13 protein-coding genes and 1 riboswitch are annotated in these 13,333 nt (G+C 40.7%); of the genes, 4 read left to right on the top strand and 9 right to left on the bottom strand.

Annotation, left to right across the window (positions count from 1 at the left end; translation table 11 throughout):
* The first annotated feature begins 484 nt into the window (after positions 1 to 484).
* The gene (locus tag HUW48_RS25770) at positions 485 to 1,348 is read left to right on the top strand and encodes a DUF4097 family beta strand repeat-containing protein (protein ID WP_246343622.1); all 864 of its coding nucleotides are present in this window, start codon (positions 485 to 487) and stop codon (positions 1,346 to 1,348) included.
* Positions 1,349 to 1,686: 338 nt separating this feature from the next.
* Positions 1,687 to 2,376: a DUF4097 family beta strand repeat-containing protein gene (locus tag HUW48_RS25765; protein WP_182413664.1), complete on the top strand. Its 690-nt coding sequence runs from the start codon at positions 1,687 to 1,689 to the stop codon at positions 2,374 to 2,376.
* Positions 2,377 to 2,633: 257 nt separating this feature from the next.
* On the opposite strand, the gene HUW48_RS25760 is transcribed toward HUW48_RS25765, so the two are convergent.
* From HUW48_RS25760 to HUW48_RS25725, 8 genes are all read right to left on the bottom strand, one after another.
* Positions 2,634 to 3,119: a hypothetical protein gene (locus HUW48_RS25760; protein WP_182413663.1), complete on the bottom strand. Its 486-nt coding sequence runs from the start codon at positions 3,117 to 3,119 to the stop codon at positions 2,634 to 2,636.
* A 274-nt stretch (positions 3,120 to 3,393) separates the two neighbouring features.
* The gene (locus HUW48_RS25755) at positions 3,394 to 3,855 is read right to left on the bottom strand and encodes a GNAT family N-acetyltransferase (RefSeq protein WP_182413662.1); all 462 of its coding nucleotides are present in this window, start codon (positions 3,853 to 3,855) and stop codon (positions 3,394 to 3,396) included.
* A gap of 151 nt (positions 3,856 to 4,006) precedes the next feature.
* A complete protein-coding gene (locus HUW48_RS25750) occupies positions 4,007 to 4,285 on the bottom strand; it encodes a Trm112 family protein (RefSeq protein ID WP_182413661.1) in 279 nt (92 codons plus the stop codon).
* Between the two features lies 1 nt (position 4,286).
* Complete coding sequence (locus tag HUW48_RS25745; RefSeq protein WP_182413660.1) at positions 4,287 to 4,916, bottom strand: thiamine phosphate synthase; 630 nt, start codon at positions 4,914 to 4,916, stop codon at positions 4,287 to 4,289.
* Positions 4,916 to 5,980, bottom strand: a complete 1,065-nt coding sequence (locus tag HUW48_RS25740; RefSeq protein ID WP_182413659.1) for an AIR synthase family protein — start codon at positions 5,978 to 5,980, stop codon at positions 4,916 to 4,918. The genes HUW48_RS25745 and HUW48_RS25740 overlap by 1 nt, the downstream gene beginning before the upstream one ends.
* Before the next feature lies 1 nt (position 5,981).
* Positions 5,982 to 6,689: a class I SAM-dependent methyltransferase gene (locus HUW48_RS25735; protein ID WP_182413658.1), complete on the bottom strand. Its 708-nt coding sequence runs from the start codon at positions 6,687 to 6,689 to the stop codon at positions 5,982 to 5,984.
* 65 nt (positions 6,690 to 6,754) lie between these two features.
* Positions 6,755 to 6,849: riboswitch (TPP riboswitch) on the bottom strand.
* 285 nt (positions 6,850 to 7,134) lie between these two features.
* Complete coding sequence (locus HUW48_RS25730) at positions 7,135 to 7,650, bottom strand: GNAT family N-acetyltransferase (protein ID WP_182413657.1); 516 nt, start codon at positions 7,648 to 7,650, stop codon at positions 7,135 to 7,137.
* Between the two features lie 283 nt (positions 7,651 to 7,933).
* The gene (locus HUW48_RS25725; protein ID WP_182413656.1) at positions 7,934 to 8,842 is read right to left on the bottom strand and encodes an NAD(P)/FAD-dependent oxidoreductase; all 909 of its coding nucleotides are present in this window, start codon (positions 8,840 to 8,842) and stop codon (positions 7,934 to 7,936) included.
* Between the two features lie 155 nt (positions 8,843 to 8,997).
* Between HUW48_RS25725 and HUW48_RS25720 the strand changes: the two genes are divergently transcribed.
* Positions 8,998 to 9,372, top strand: a complete 375-nt coding sequence (locus HUW48_RS25720) for a Fur family transcriptional regulator (RefSeq protein WP_182413655.1) — start codon at positions 8,998 to 9,000, stop codon at positions 9,370 to 9,372.
* A gap of 244 nt (positions 9,373 to 9,616) precedes the next feature.
* On the opposite strand, the gene HUW48_RS25715 is transcribed toward HUW48_RS25720, so the two are convergent.
* On the bottom strand, positions 9,617 to 10,378 hold the full coding sequence (locus HUW48_RS25715; protein WP_182413654.1) for a hypothetical protein: 762 nt from the start codon (positions 10,376 to 10,378) through the stop codon (positions 9,617 to 9,619).
* 408 nt (positions 10,379 to 10,786) lie between these two features.
* Between HUW48_RS25715 and HUW48_RS25710 the strand changes: the two genes are divergently transcribed.
* Complete coding sequence (locus tag HUW48_RS25710; RefSeq protein ID WP_182413653.1) at positions 10,787 to 13,144, top strand: ABC transporter permease; 2,358 nt, start codon at positions 10,787 to 10,789, stop codon at positions 13,142 to 13,144.
* Positions 13,145 to 13,333 lie beyond the last annotated feature (189 nt).

Here is a 13,333-nt window from a genome sequence, read left to right as displayed (position 1 = left end):
GAATTTAAAAATCAGGAACTTTGATTTTTCAACGGAGCCGGAATAAAAGAGTTATTGAACATTTTCTAATTGTACTATAGAAAATAGCAGTTGGATTAGTTTTTTTATAATATTTTAACCGAAATCCTTCTAATAAGTTACGTAATCGGGCAGTTATTTATGCAGAAAACCGGCCGTTAAAACCTCCTGAAATAGTAAATATTCTAAATGCTTCTTTCCCCGAAAGTTTTACTGCTGATGTTCCAATTAATAAGCCTGTAAGAGAAAGCTAAATGCTTGTAATAGTTCTTTGGATCTAAATATTTAAAGGAGAAAGGTGCCTATTTAAATCAATAGTTTAAAATAGAGATTGTTTCTTACATTTCTTCTCACTTAAGCTTGCCTATTTTTTTCTGATTGCTTGTAATGTATTGCAGGTTTAGTCGTCTTTGTTAGTGGAAGTTTTATAATTCTCTGCTATTCTACTAACTAACCTTTCATCAACATGAAAAAATCAGGAATACTCGCCTTTGTTTGCTTTACTATTATGGCCACGAGCGTTGTAACGGCGCACCGGAGTTTAGAATCCAAAAACAGCTTCACTACACCTAAGCCGCTAGAATCAACTGCTAAAGTCAACGCCATAGCTCCACTCACTTACAAAACCAAGCTGAGTAACCGTAAAGACAACCAGGTGCAGATACAGGTGTACCGGAGTTCGGTGGAGGTAGTAGGGCATAATTCTGACGAAGTAATTATAGAAGCTAAAGACTATGAAGTACCGGAACGGGCCGCAGGTTTACATTCACTTTTCAGCGAGGTAGAAGATAATACCAACCTGGGACTGGCAGTAGTAAAAGAAAATAACACACTTAAAATTATGCAAGCTTCCCGGCGGGGCAGCGAGTACACGATTAAAGTGCCAAAAAATGTGGCGGTAATATACCACGAAACTAGTCCGCACGGCGGTAAATTTGAACTCTCCGACACGGCCGGGGAAATAGATTTAGAACTACAGCATGCCAGCGCTACCCTTACCAACATTACCGGCCCGGTACAGGCAAACGCCATTCATGGCCACCTGGATATTAAATTTTCTGAATTGAACCAGGCCAAAGGCAGTTCTATTAAATCTGTACACGGCCCGATTGATATAACCCTGCCCAGCACTACCAAAGCCGATTGGGAACTGGCAGCCAACCACGGCGAAATTTACACCGACTTCGACATTAGCCGCCCCACCGATAGTAAAAATGGTTTAGCTAAAATTGCCGGCAGTAATACTATAAAAGGTAAAACCAACAATGGCGGAGTAGAAATGAATATTTCGGCCGTGCACAGCGATATTTTTATCCGCAAGCAAAAATGAAAAAATAGTAAATTTCAGGTAGTACGGGGTACGTTTACAAAACCAAACTTGTCTAAAATCCAGGTTCAGAACAAGAAAGCTACTGGCAGAGACCGCCATCCGGTAAGGAACTAACCGATAAAAAAGATAAACAGGAGAGAAGACCAATAAATGACCTTATGGAGACTGCCTGGCAATTGCTCTTAACTAGTTAGCTCCTTTCCGGAGGACGGCGAGAAGAGATAAAAAGCAACTTGTTTCAGGCCATCTTGTTTACGAAACGCTACTTTCCAGTATTTACTTTTTGTTTAAACGCATTTGATTTCTCTTTCCATTTAATTCTAATATCTAATTAAAATATGAAAGAAAATATTACCCTGGCCTTGCTTGGCTGTCTTTTTACTTTGCAGGCACTGGCTCAGCCTAAAATAATAGAAAAAACCATGTCGGTGCCTACCGATAAAAAAGTAAATTTAAGATTCGACATTGGAAATAACATTAAAATTACGGCCTGGGACCGCGAAGATGCTTCCATTAAAATGACGTACCAAATTAACGGGGGCCGCCTGAACAACGCGCTGCAACCAACCTTTAACGCCGAAAACGGTATTGCCCGCATTGATGTAAAATTTGACCGGGAATTATTAAAAACCGGTCGCGCCGAAGACTGCCCGGATAACCAACGCAACAATTACTATTATCAGGATGGCGTACAGGCATTTACTTGTCAGCAGATTGACTACGAAGTTTTCGTGCCCCGCGACGCCGCTGTAACAGTAGAAAGTGTGCATTGCAGCATAGAACTCCGGGGTTTAACCGGTCCCGTGCGCGCAAAGTCTATTCATGGGTTTGTGGATTTGAGTTGGCCGCAAAAAAAAGGCGCTGATGTTACCTTAAAAACCGTTCACGGCGATGTGTTTTCGAACTTGGCTATTAAATTCCCCGGCAAAAAAGACGAACGTCGTTTAATGGGCTCCATCAATGGCGGAGGAACTTCCATAGACCTGGAAACTATTCACAATAATGTTTACTTCCGCCAGCAACAATAATGCGCTATACTCCTGAAAGTAAATCTGTTGTGTACTTAGAACTTCTCAAAACAACAGTAAACCCTGGTTTATTTGTTTTAAAATTTACTAAACTCCAATTTGTGCCTTAAGAGCTTCTTTTTACGTTAAAACTTAACGCCGGTATTGGCCCAAGTGCTTTTACCTGAATATGTTCCATTCTTTTGATGTTAACGTTCAGGAGAATTATCTTATCTTCCGTTTCTTTTTGAGAAAGGCCTTTCCTATAAGAATTTGGTTTACAAGTTAGTGGCCGCCTCTTGTTTTTCCAGACCAAGTACCCCCATTTTTATTTTAGCCTCCATAAAGTCTTCTGCTTCGATAGGCTTATTAAAATACCGTCTTAGCAGGGCAAGTTGCCCCACGTGGGTCAGCATATCGGCTAAAGGGCCTTGGATGAGTTGCAAAGCTTTATCTAACTCTACTTTATTCTTAGTTAAAGCATTATCTGTTGCTTGCAGTAAGTTAAAAAAGCGCCCGGTTTCTTGTTCTTCTGGTAAAGCTACGGGTCTTATTACTTCCTTTTCCTCTATTTCTGCCAAACAAAAACTGAGTACCGATGCCATATGATAGAGTATCTCAACGGGCTTGCGCGCGCCGCTACCCGAATTGAACCGCAGAAAATCTGTTTCCACGTTTATTATACATTTTGTTAACCGGTAGGCAATCGTGGCGAGTAAATGCCTCAGTATAGTGTTGGTTTCATTGGTCTGGTCAGATACCATAAGAATGCAGTTTTAAGGCCCGGGGTAGTAATTTAGTAAATAACAGCATCCAGGCAGAACCTATTTCTAAAGAAGATTAAATAATTTAATAAAACGCACGTGCCTGGGGTTTCTTTATTCCTGTAATAAAAGGTAAGAAAAAACTTAATTAGCTCTGCTGAGAGTACGCCTAGGGCTATTATTAGCTGGTATCTGGTTAGTCCAGAAGGTATAACTTCACCAAATCTATCACGAACCAGAGCATTCGTAAAGGTTGCTGTACTTAACTTTTAGATTAGGCTGTTAGTTTTTTCAGCATACAAACGCTGTTTTCTACTCCTACATACTGACCGTAATTCGGGATTAAAGAATAACCGGATTTCTGATACAAACGGATGGCTTCGGGCTGCTTTTTACCAGTTTCCAGGATGCATTCGGCAAAAGCTAATTCTTTTGCCCATTGTTCTAACTCCCGCAAAATTTCACCGGCAATTCCCTGCCCGCGGTATTCCGGCAGCACAAACATTCTTTTTACTTCGGTGGTTTGATCGGTGTATGGTTTTATAGCACCGCAGCCCACCGCCAGGTTATTTTTATAAGCTACTACGGTGTGTTTAATCGCGTTAATTTTATTATACTGCGCATAAAAAGCATGTTCTTCCCCATCTCTAATAGCTAAATCCTTATCCAGCAGAACTACTAATTTTTGAAAATCCGGGTTATCAGAATCGGTGCGAAGAAGAGTAGTATTAGTCATAGTTTTTAGGTAAATGTAATTTAATAATTAGCCCAGGCATTTACAACCAATGTTCATTCCACAGCAAACAACGGGTAAAAGCACTCTGTAAAGATATAATTTTGTTCGACTGGAAGTACTTTTAATCTTACCGGATCGCAGAAAAGAAACGCTACTCCTTACTACTTTCCAGAAGTTTAAAATCGTGGCTATTTTGGTATAATAATTCGGGATTCCATTTTTCTACCAGAGGCGCTTCTAACTGCTTCTCGCGGTACTCATCCGGCGACATAATGGGTATGCCGCAAATAATAGGATAATATCTCTGGCATTGTGTACAGGTTAAAACCCCTTCCATGATATTATTCGACGTATCGCGGGTAATTATTTGTAAATCGAGCTCGGCTTTGTCGAAAGGGCAACAAAGTTTTTGAATGGTTTCCAGTTTCATATTAGCTTATTTTAGTTAATTCGTGAAGGTATTTTTGAGTGGTAAGCCCAATATTATCGGAAGCCATAATACCCGATACAACCGCAATTCCATTTAGTGGAAGTTCCGCCAATTGCGATAGATTATGAAGGTTTATGCCGCCTGCCGCAAAAAAAGGCAAGTGGGTAATGGCGCGCGCTTTTTGAATATTTTCGAAATGAACAATTTCGCAGGAACCAGCCGTTGCTGATGGGAAAAGCGAACAAAAAGACAGGTAATTAAATTGGTTATCGTGCGCCCATTGTACTACCGCTAAATTGTTGGAGCAAGTAATGCCCTTGTAAAACTCTCTCTTAACTGTGTTTTTTATTTCTGCTAAGTTATCAGGTACAGAATCAAAATGAACGCCATCCAGTAGAGTAGTAAGAAGCAAATGCCAGTTATTATTTACTAAAACCGGTACCTGGTAGCTGTGGCATAACGTGCAAATTTTGTTTATAACCGTAACAGAAGCATTCTCGGTATTATACAACTGAACAATGCTCACGCCATTCTGCAGGGCTTCCTCTAATTTCTCCCGCAGAACCAATTCTTCCAAGCCAGCATCGGCAATTAAGTACAGGCCACCGGAAATATTTCTAATTCTTTCCATTACTGCCAGTTGTTTTTGAGGGCCTTAAAGAATGCTTCCCAATACGGATCGTGGTGCTGGTAAATAAGCGGTTGCTTTTCGCCGGTTTCTTCGGTTATATACAACCCTTGGCTACTATCTACCATTTCGCCGATTACGGTACATGGGATATTTTTTTGCGCCAAGCTGGCGATTACTTCCGTTTCGTGTCCTTTTTTTACGCTTAGCAACATGGCTCCGGCCCCAATGCAATAGCGGGGATCTAAAGAAAAAAGCTGGCAAACTTCCTGCTGAACGGAATTGATTGGGAGCTTACTATTATAAACCACTACTCCGTTTTGCGAAGCAACCGCCATTTCGTAAATCGCTCCTAAAACTCCCCCTTCGGTAACATCGTGCATGGCTGAAACAATTGGCTCATTATCGTTATTCTGATTAAACTGAGCGGCAATAAGGGCATCGGGCAAAGAAGAAGTCCGGTAAAATAAACTGCAAGCCTGCTGGTAAATCTCCTGGCCTAATTTGGATATTACTGTTTCCGGAAAGCTCATAGCCAGAATAGCCGTAGAAGAAATGGCGCATTGTTTGGTTACCAGAATTGAATCCCCGACCCGTGCTTTTTTGGAAACCAGTATTTTATTTTTTTCGGCTACGGTAACCATAGTACCGCCACCCGCTACCGTAGAGTTTTGCCCTTCTATGCTGCCGGTATGCCCGCCCGTTATGGCTACGTTTATATCAGAACAAAATTGATGTATGTAATTCCAATAAATCCGGAAATCAGCGGTGGATAACGAGGGTGGCAGATTTAACACAAATTGCCCGTATTGGGGAGCAAAACCGGTAGTAGCCATGTCGTTAGCCATTAAGTGTACCGAAAGCCAGGCCGACTCTTCTAACCCTAATGAAGGAATAAGCGATAACGGATCGCTGGTAAGGGCCATAGCATAATTGTTGGGTAAATCTATTACCGATACATCCACGCCAAAGCCAGGCCCGGTAAGTACTTCTTTTCTGGGGAAACCAAGTTTGCCGGCAAAAATTTCGTCAAAACCAGTTTGGGTTATTTTACCAAGTGCGGCCATGCTATACTCTATCTTTAAATTTTATGTATAATCCAAAAAAATCGCCGTAAGGCAGGTGCCATTGCTGCACCGGGAACCATTTCGGTAAACCCGTACACGTCCATTTAATAGAATAATCCCGGTCGGGCAAAGCCTGCTGAATAATTTCTATTAGTTTGGCGGGAGTATAAAAAGTAGCGGTAACGTAAAATGGATTTTTACCAAAAGCCTCCTGAATGCGCCGCCGGAAAAATTTAGGGGTATTGCGGTTCATCATACCCATAGCAATACCGTATTTACCTACCCGGGCCGCCTCCCGAATTACTTTTACCGGGTCTTTGTAGTATTCAAAAGTGGTAATGAATGCCAGTGCATCGAAGGTATGGTCTTTAAAGGGCATAAAATGCGAATCGGCCATTACTAAATCGCCTTTAAACAAATGCATAGCCTGCCCCAGCATAAACGGCGAAATATCACCACCGGTAGCTTCAATGCCTATTTGGTGCCACCAGCGGGTAAACCGGGTGGTACCGCAGCCAAACTCCAGCAAGGTTTTCACTCTTGGGTCGCCGGATACTAATTGCTCCATTACTTTTTTCTGCCAGATTTCTGCGCGCTTATATCTTCCTTCGTACCAAAGTTCATAAGTATCGGTGTGGTCGCGGTTAAAAAACCACTCCTGGCGATTTTGCCAGTTTCGTAAATCAGGTTTCGTGAGTTGATTCGTCATAAGAGATAAAATAAAAAAACCACAACCCCATAAATAACATGGAGTTGTGGTTACATAGAAATATTCCTGCGGTTGTCGGCATTTCTTACGCTGGTATTATCCAGTTCAAGTTTACGGGTATAATCTCAGCCTCTGGTAAGAAGCACCCCGATGCATTTTATGACTGCAAAGATGGTATTTTTTTATCTACATCAAATTTAAACGGATAATATTTATGCCGCCGGTTTTTTAAATCTCCTTCTAAAAATAGAGTTTAAACGGGCAAATGTCTTATATTTAATAATTTAGATGATTTTAATTAATGCTGAAATGGTATTCCGATAAATCAGGTTAAATAAAGATTGTTTAATAGATTATAAAAAAAGATATACTTAAGGGTTAAAAGTGAACGGCTATGTAATTTCTGGCATAGCAGCCGTTCTTTATCACTACCCGATTATCGTATTTAGGCGGCTCTAGCTAACACCTTTTCATACGCTTTTCTGGGGCTTGCTCTAAAATACACTTCGCCGCAATACGTATAGCCCGATTTTTCAAAAGTTTTCATCATGGCAACGTTATCAAAATTAGTGTCTGCTTTAATGCTGTAAATATTGTTATCAAGGGCAAGCTCTTCTATAAACTCTAAAATCTTTTTGGCCAAACCTTTTCCCGCGTACTTATCTGCAATAGCTACCCGGTGAACAACTACAAAATCCGCATTCGTTAACCACTTTCCTTCAATGGCAGCATAGGCAGGCTCATCGTTCATTATTACGGCACTGTAACCAACAATTTTTTCTTCTGCCGTTAAAACAAATCCTATTCCTTTTTCAATATCTGCCAGAATAACCTCCGGATTGGGGTAGCCGTCTTGCCATTGATTACTGCCGTCCGCTTTTCTGCGTAGTATTGCTTGTTGTAAAATCTCCCATATCGCCGGGATTTCAGAAGTGGTAGCTTTTCTAAAAGAATAATTCATTATTGATATTTATAATCTTGCGGTTCTTTCGGGTAATTATTACTAAGGGGTCGCTTTAATGCAAAGCAGAGGTTTTGCATACTATTGTGTTGTGCTAGGTAATTTTTTAATTATTATACCTGATTGATATAGAACTGAACCCATCTCCGTCTATCACCATTATAGCTAAAGTTAGGCTTTAAGGCTTGCTCCTTCTACTTTACAGATTTACTAAATATAGTTAGAATCCTGATTATCTAATCACGTTCATTTTAACATAACAGATTTCGACTTATACTCGTCATTAAAATTCTTCTTCAATTAAATCCTTGTTCACGAAAGCGCCGGTTGCAGTACCACTGGCAACGGCCAAAGAAACGGCACGACCAAAAGTAGAATTATCGCCGCAAGCATATACCCCAGCCACCGTTGTTCTCTGGAAACCATCTACCTTTAAAAATCCTTGCTCCGTTATTTCGCAGCCTAAATCCTCGGGGATAGTACAATGTTGCACGAACACAGGGCGGGCATAAATAGCATTCACTAAAATTTCTGTTTGGTCTTTTAAAATCACATTTCTAATTTTTCCCTGGTCGTGCTGGAATTCTTTAATTTCGGTTTGAATAATAGAGATGTTGTGCTCTTCCAGCTTGGTGGTTTGCTCGGCGGTTAAAGTAGATTCTCCGTTGGTGAAAAGTATTATTTCTTTGGTCCAGTTCGAAATTAATTTAGCTAACTCAAAGCCCATATCGCCGTTGCCCAGTAAACCGGTTTTTACATTTCTCACTTCGTAGCCGTGGCAATAGGGGCAGTGCAAAATAGAAATTCCCCAACATTCGGCAAATCCGGGCAGGTTAGGCATTATATCTTTTAACCCGGTGGCAAACACTAATTTTTTAGCGGTAAAAGTATCTCCGTTTTGGCTGGTAAGGTTAAATCCCTGTTCTGTTTTACCGGCACTTACGGCTAGCCCTTTGTAAAAAGTAACGGTATTATAAAACGCAACTTGCTCTTTGGCTAAAGCTGAAATATGAGCGGGCGTTTCGCCATCGTGGGTAATAAAGTTATGCGAATGCGGGGTTTGTTGGTTGCAAGGCTGACCGCTATCTATAATTAACACCTTGCGTAAAGCCCGGCCCAAACTCATGGCTGCCGAAAGCCCGGCGTAGCTGCCACCCACAATAATCACATCGAAGTTTTTAGAATTTTCCATAAAATTAATTTTTTAGGTTCTGATTTCCGGAAAAAGTAAAGGGCTTAAGCATTTGGGTAAGTACTCCACTATATTTTCCGGAGAATTACCTGGTTTTTGGTTTGGCAAACCTAAGATTTATTTTTATTATTGCAACTGTGTTGCAATAATAATTTATGAAAAGAAGAAGCACGCCCTCTAAACAGGCTATTTTAGATATTCTGCATTCTGACCAACGGGCATTTAACCAGGAAGATATTGAGCAGCAAGTAAAGGGTTCGATGGATCGGGTTACAGTTTACCGCATTCTGAACAGGTTTTGTGAAGACGGGTATGTGCACAAAATAGTATCCGACGATGGAAAGCAGTATTTCGCGCTTTGCCATAACTGCGAAGAAAAGCACCACCGCCATAATCATTTTCATTTCCGGTGCCTGAAATGCCAGAAAGTAGAGTGCCTGAAAGAAGAAGTAGAAGTAAAAATACCCACCGGCTACCAACTCCAAAATGTAAATTGCCTGCTAACCGGGTATTGCCTAGGTTGCGTGTAGTAAGCAGGAAAAGTAGAGTTGAGGGGTTTGCACTTAAGCTGGGAGTGAAGTTAGAAACAATAATGAAACTATATTCTTCAGCTTTAGAATTAATTTAATATTTGTATGCTAACACCTACGTATACCTATGAGTATCATAAAAACAAAATAAAGTTTCTTAGAAAACGAAGATTTGATTTACCTGAGTAGCCTCTAACGAAATGTGAAGGAGGCATTGTGAATATTCAATGTTATTACAAGTGCCTTAGTTTATTTGATATAGATTATTATTAAAATCCTCTAACAAAAACACTTTATCAAAAACACTTTCAAACAAAAAGTTTAAGTTATCGGGAATTTCATAGGAACTTTCTCCTGTACTTCCGACTACAATTAATAGCCATAATTTATCACATCCAGCTTTTTTATAATCAATAACTTTTTCCTCCTTTTTCATAATGGCCTCTAAAAGGTTTTGCTCACTAAGATTTTGTTGCCACCAAGCTCCTAAGTTTGGACACAAGCTAATTTGTGAATGTGGCATTTTAAAAATCCTATCGATTAACGGATTCTCTACTAATTGATTGGTTAAGACAAATTCAGTAATTACATCCTTTAAAATTGTTCTAATTTCTGGTTTGTGCTTTGGTTGAAAATCTAAATATTTATTCAAATAACAATTTGCTAAAAAGTTTGGAAGTTGTTTCTCACTTCGTAGGTCTTCTTCAACCATCGAAAATATATTGTCATAAAACCCTTCCTTCTCTTTATGGCTTTGGCTTAATAGAACTTCGTGTTCTAAACCAATCAAGATGTCATCTTGAGCTAAGATAAAATCCGGCCGCTCATACAATTTTTGAATTTTTAGATTTTTAAAAAACATCAAAAACTTTCCTGTATGGCAAACTTCTAATATCTTTTTCTTATTGGTGTTTCGATTATTTTGCAATAAGTTGAGACTAGGATTGATTAACTCATTTAATCTTTCGTGGTAATTTTCGTGGTTTATCTGATTGACGATTTTCATGGCATTTCTGGTAACTTGAATATAGATGGAGTAACTCCGGTCATTGGTATTATGCCAGAAGCCACAGCAAAGCCAAAATAATACTCTTTATCTTTACTAAGCCTGGCAAATCTTATATTCCCTAAAATATAGCAAAGTTTCATTTAACCTGGTCGCAAGCTTACTTTTGGTATTTAGTAACAATTAGGCTATCATACTGAGCACGCCTTTTAACCGGGTAAATGGCTGTTCTAAAAGCGAACAAAAAATTGTATCGAAACCGGACGTTTTACACTCCAAAAGCTATATAACACATTGATAATAAGTAGGATAAAATAATGGCATCTTTCTTATTCTATTGTTACTAAATCTTAAATTTTACTAAATAGTAAGGCTCTAAAATCTTTTGTTCATCCTGGTTTAGATAATATGCTCACGAACTACCTGAAAATAGCGTTACGTAATCTGTTCCGGCACAAAGTGTTTTCTTTTATTAATATTTCGGGGTTGGCTTTGGGCATGACCTGCAGTATTTTAATTATGCTTTGGGTGCAGGACGAACGTAGTTTTAATCAATTTCATACCAAGATTGATCGGCTGTACCGGGTGATGGAAGTACAGCATTACGGCGGCAATTCCGATTTTACCTTCGATGCTACTCCCGGACCTTTAGGAGAGAATTTACCTAAAGATTTTCCTGAGATAGCGCAAGCCGTAACCCTTCATCCAGGTTTTAACCTGCTATTTACCAACGCAGATCAAGCTCTGAAACAACCCGGCACATACGCCAGCCCGGATTTTTTCCGAATATTTTCTTTCGATTTTATTCAGGGCAATCCGCAAACGGCCCTTACACATCCCCGCTCAGTAGCTATTTCGGAAACCATGGCCCAGAAGTATTTCCGGACGACGAACGTGGTGGGTAAAACCATTAAAGTAAATAGTAAAGATACCTACCAGATTACCGGCGTATTTAAAAAAGTGCCTAAAAACTCATCGTTGCAGTTCGATTGGGTAATGCCCTTTAGCGATTACGCCAAAGAAAATGATTGGGTAAAAGACTGGGGCAACAACGGCCCTAAAACCTACGTGCTGCTGCAGCCGGGAGCTTCGCTGGCTAGCCTTAACCAAAAAATGGAGCATTACATCCCTACCAAGCAAAAGGATAGCAATATTGATTTGTTTTTGCAACCGGTAAAAGACATGTACCTGCACGGCAGTTTCAAATCGAGCAAGGTACCCGTGGGCGGGCGCATCGAGTACGTGCGCTTGTTTTCGGTAGTAGCTATTTTTATCGTAATTATAGCCTGCATTAATTTCATGAATTTAGCTACGGCGCGATCCGCGCGGCGAGCCAAAGAAGTAGGCGTACGTAAGGTAATCGGGGCGGGTAAACGCGAGCTCATCGGGCAGTTTATCGGTGAGTCCATGCTGGTTACGTTACTGGCTACGGTTTTTGCGTTGGTACTGGTGCAGCTTTTAATGCCGGTTTTTAACCAGCTCACCGGTAAAGTTATCTCTATTCCGTACGGCAGTCCACTGTTTCTGCTGGCAGTAACGGGAATTGCGATTATTACGGGTTTATTAGCAGGTTCTTACCCGGCTTTGTTTTTATCATCGTTCGAGCCAGTAAAAGTTTTAAAAGGCACGCTGCGTTTTAGTAATAGTTCCATCTGGTTCCGCAAAGGTTTGGTGGTATTTCAATTTATTTTGTCGTCGGTGCTTATTGTAAGTGCATTGGTCGTATACAGCCAGGTGCAGTACATTCGGCATAAAAACCTGGGTCTGAACCGCGAAAATGTGGCCTACCTGTACCTGGAAGGTGGCTTGAAAGAACATGCCGCCAGCTTAAAAGCCGATCTGCTGCGTTCATCCGATATTAAAGGAGCAACTCTTTCAAATCAAAATCCGCTTACCGTTGGCTTCTCTACCGGCGGGGTAGAATGGCCCGGCAAAACACCCAAAGCCGACGTGCTGTTTAGCGTGGTAGCTACCGAATATGATTATTTGCGCACTATGGATATTCAGTTAAAGGCTGGCCGCGATTTCTCGCGGGAGTTTGGTACCGATACCTCTAATTTTATTGTAAACGAAGAAGCCGTTCGGCTGATGAATTTGAAAGAACCGGTTGGCCAAAAAATTAAAGTAATGGGAGTAGAAGGCCATATTATTGGCGTAACAAAAGATTTTCATTCTTCTTCCTTGCACAATGCCATGCAGCCCCTCATTATGCTTCTGCAGCCAAAATATGCCGATTATCTGTTTGTACGACTGGCTGCCGGTAAAACCAGCACCGGTTTAACCCAACTCGAAAAACTCGCCAAGCAATATAATCCGGGTTACCCTTTTGAATACCACTTTCTCGACGAGGATTTTGAGCAGATGTACCGGAGCGAAGCCGTAATTGGCCAACTGGCTTACTATTTCGCGTTCTTAGCTATTTTTATTTCTTGCTTAGGTTTGTTTGGGTTAGCTTTATTTACCGCCGAGCAACGCACCAAAGAAATCGGCATTCGGAAAGTACTAGGGGCTTCAGTTTTAAATATTACCGGTATGCTGTCCAAAGATTTTCTAAAACTGGTGTTACTGGCCAATCTAATTGCCTGGCCACTAGCGGCCTACTTTATGAATGGCTGGTTGCAGAATTTCCAATACCGTACCGATTTGGCTTGGTGGATATTTGCATTAGCCGGTGGGGCTACCCTACTCATTGCCTTACTTACTGTGAGTTACCACGCCATCCGGACGGCCATTACCAATCCGGTTGCCTCGTTGCGCAGCGAGTAAAACTGAGTTTGGTCTGAACCAGGATCTGTTGGATTAAAGGATTAGCTTGATTGAAAAAAGACGTGATCGGTTAGAGAGATTAAAATTTATCCAAATAAATTATAAATCACCTCCCTGATAATCCAGCAATCCGGTAAATCAAAGTGCAGACAAATAAAATTTTTAGAACCCGTGGACGATGGAACCATG

Origin of the sequence: Adhaeribacter radiodurans (assembly GCF_014075995.1) — a bacterium.
Lineage (GTDB): Bacteria > Bacteroidota > Bacteroidia > Cytophagales > Hymenobacteraceae > Adhaeribacter > Adhaeribacter radiodurans.
This window is presented reverse-complemented; position numbering and strand designations above follow the sequence as displayed.

Excerpts from the sequence above, each read along its gene's own strand:
- HUW48_RS25770 (WP_246343622.1), top strand. The coding sequence starts at position 485 with ATGAAAAAATCAGGAATACTCGCCTTTGTTTGCTTTACTATTATGGCC.
- HUW48_RS25765 (WP_182413664.1), top strand. The coding sequence starts at position 1,687 with ATGAAAGAAAATATTACCCTGGCCTTGCTTGGCTGTCTTTTTACTTTG.
- HUW48_RS25760 (WP_182413663.1), bottom strand. The coding sequence starts at position 3,119 with ATGGTATCTGACCAGACCAATGAAACCAACACTATACTGAGGCATTTA.
- HUW48_RS25755 (WP_182413662.1), bottom strand. The coding sequence starts at position 3,855 with ATGACTAATACTACTCTTCTTCGCACCGATTCTGATAACCCGGATTTT.
- HUW48_RS25750 (WP_182413661.1), bottom strand. The coding sequence starts at position 4,285 with ATGAAACTGGAAACCATTCAAAAACTTTGTTGCCCTTTCGACAAAGCC.
- HUW48_RS25745 (WP_182413660.1), bottom strand. The coding sequence starts at position 4,916 with ATGGAAAGAATTAGAAATATTTCCGGTGGCCTGTACTTAATTGCCGAT.
- HUW48_RS25740 (WP_182413659.1), bottom strand. The coding sequence starts at position 5,980 with ATGGCCGCACTTGGTAAAATAACCCAAACTGGTTTTGACGAAATTTTT.
- HUW48_RS25735 (WP_182413658.1), bottom strand. The coding sequence starts at position 6,689 with ATGACGAATCAACTCACGAAACCTGATTTACGAAACTGGCAAAATCGC.
- HUW48_RS25730 (WP_182413657.1), bottom strand. The coding sequence starts at position 7,650 with ATGAATTATTCTTTTAGAAAAGCTACCACTTCTGAAATCCCGGCGATA.
- HUW48_RS25725 (WP_182413656.1), bottom strand. The coding sequence starts at position 8,842 with ATGGAAAATTCTAAAAACTTCGATGTGATTATTGTGGGTGGCAGCTAC.
- HUW48_RS25720 (WP_182413655.1), top strand. The coding sequence starts at position 8,998 with ATGAAAAGAAGAAGCACGCCCTCTAAACAGGCTATTTTAGATATTCTG.
- HUW48_RS25715 (WP_182413654.1), bottom strand. The coding sequence starts at position 10,378 with ATGAAAATCGTCAATCAGATAAACCACGAAAATTACCACGAAAGATTA.
- HUW48_RS25710 (WP_182413653.1), top strand. The coding sequence starts at position 10,787 with ATGCTCACGAACTACCTGAAAATAGCGTTACGTAATCTGTTCCGGCAC.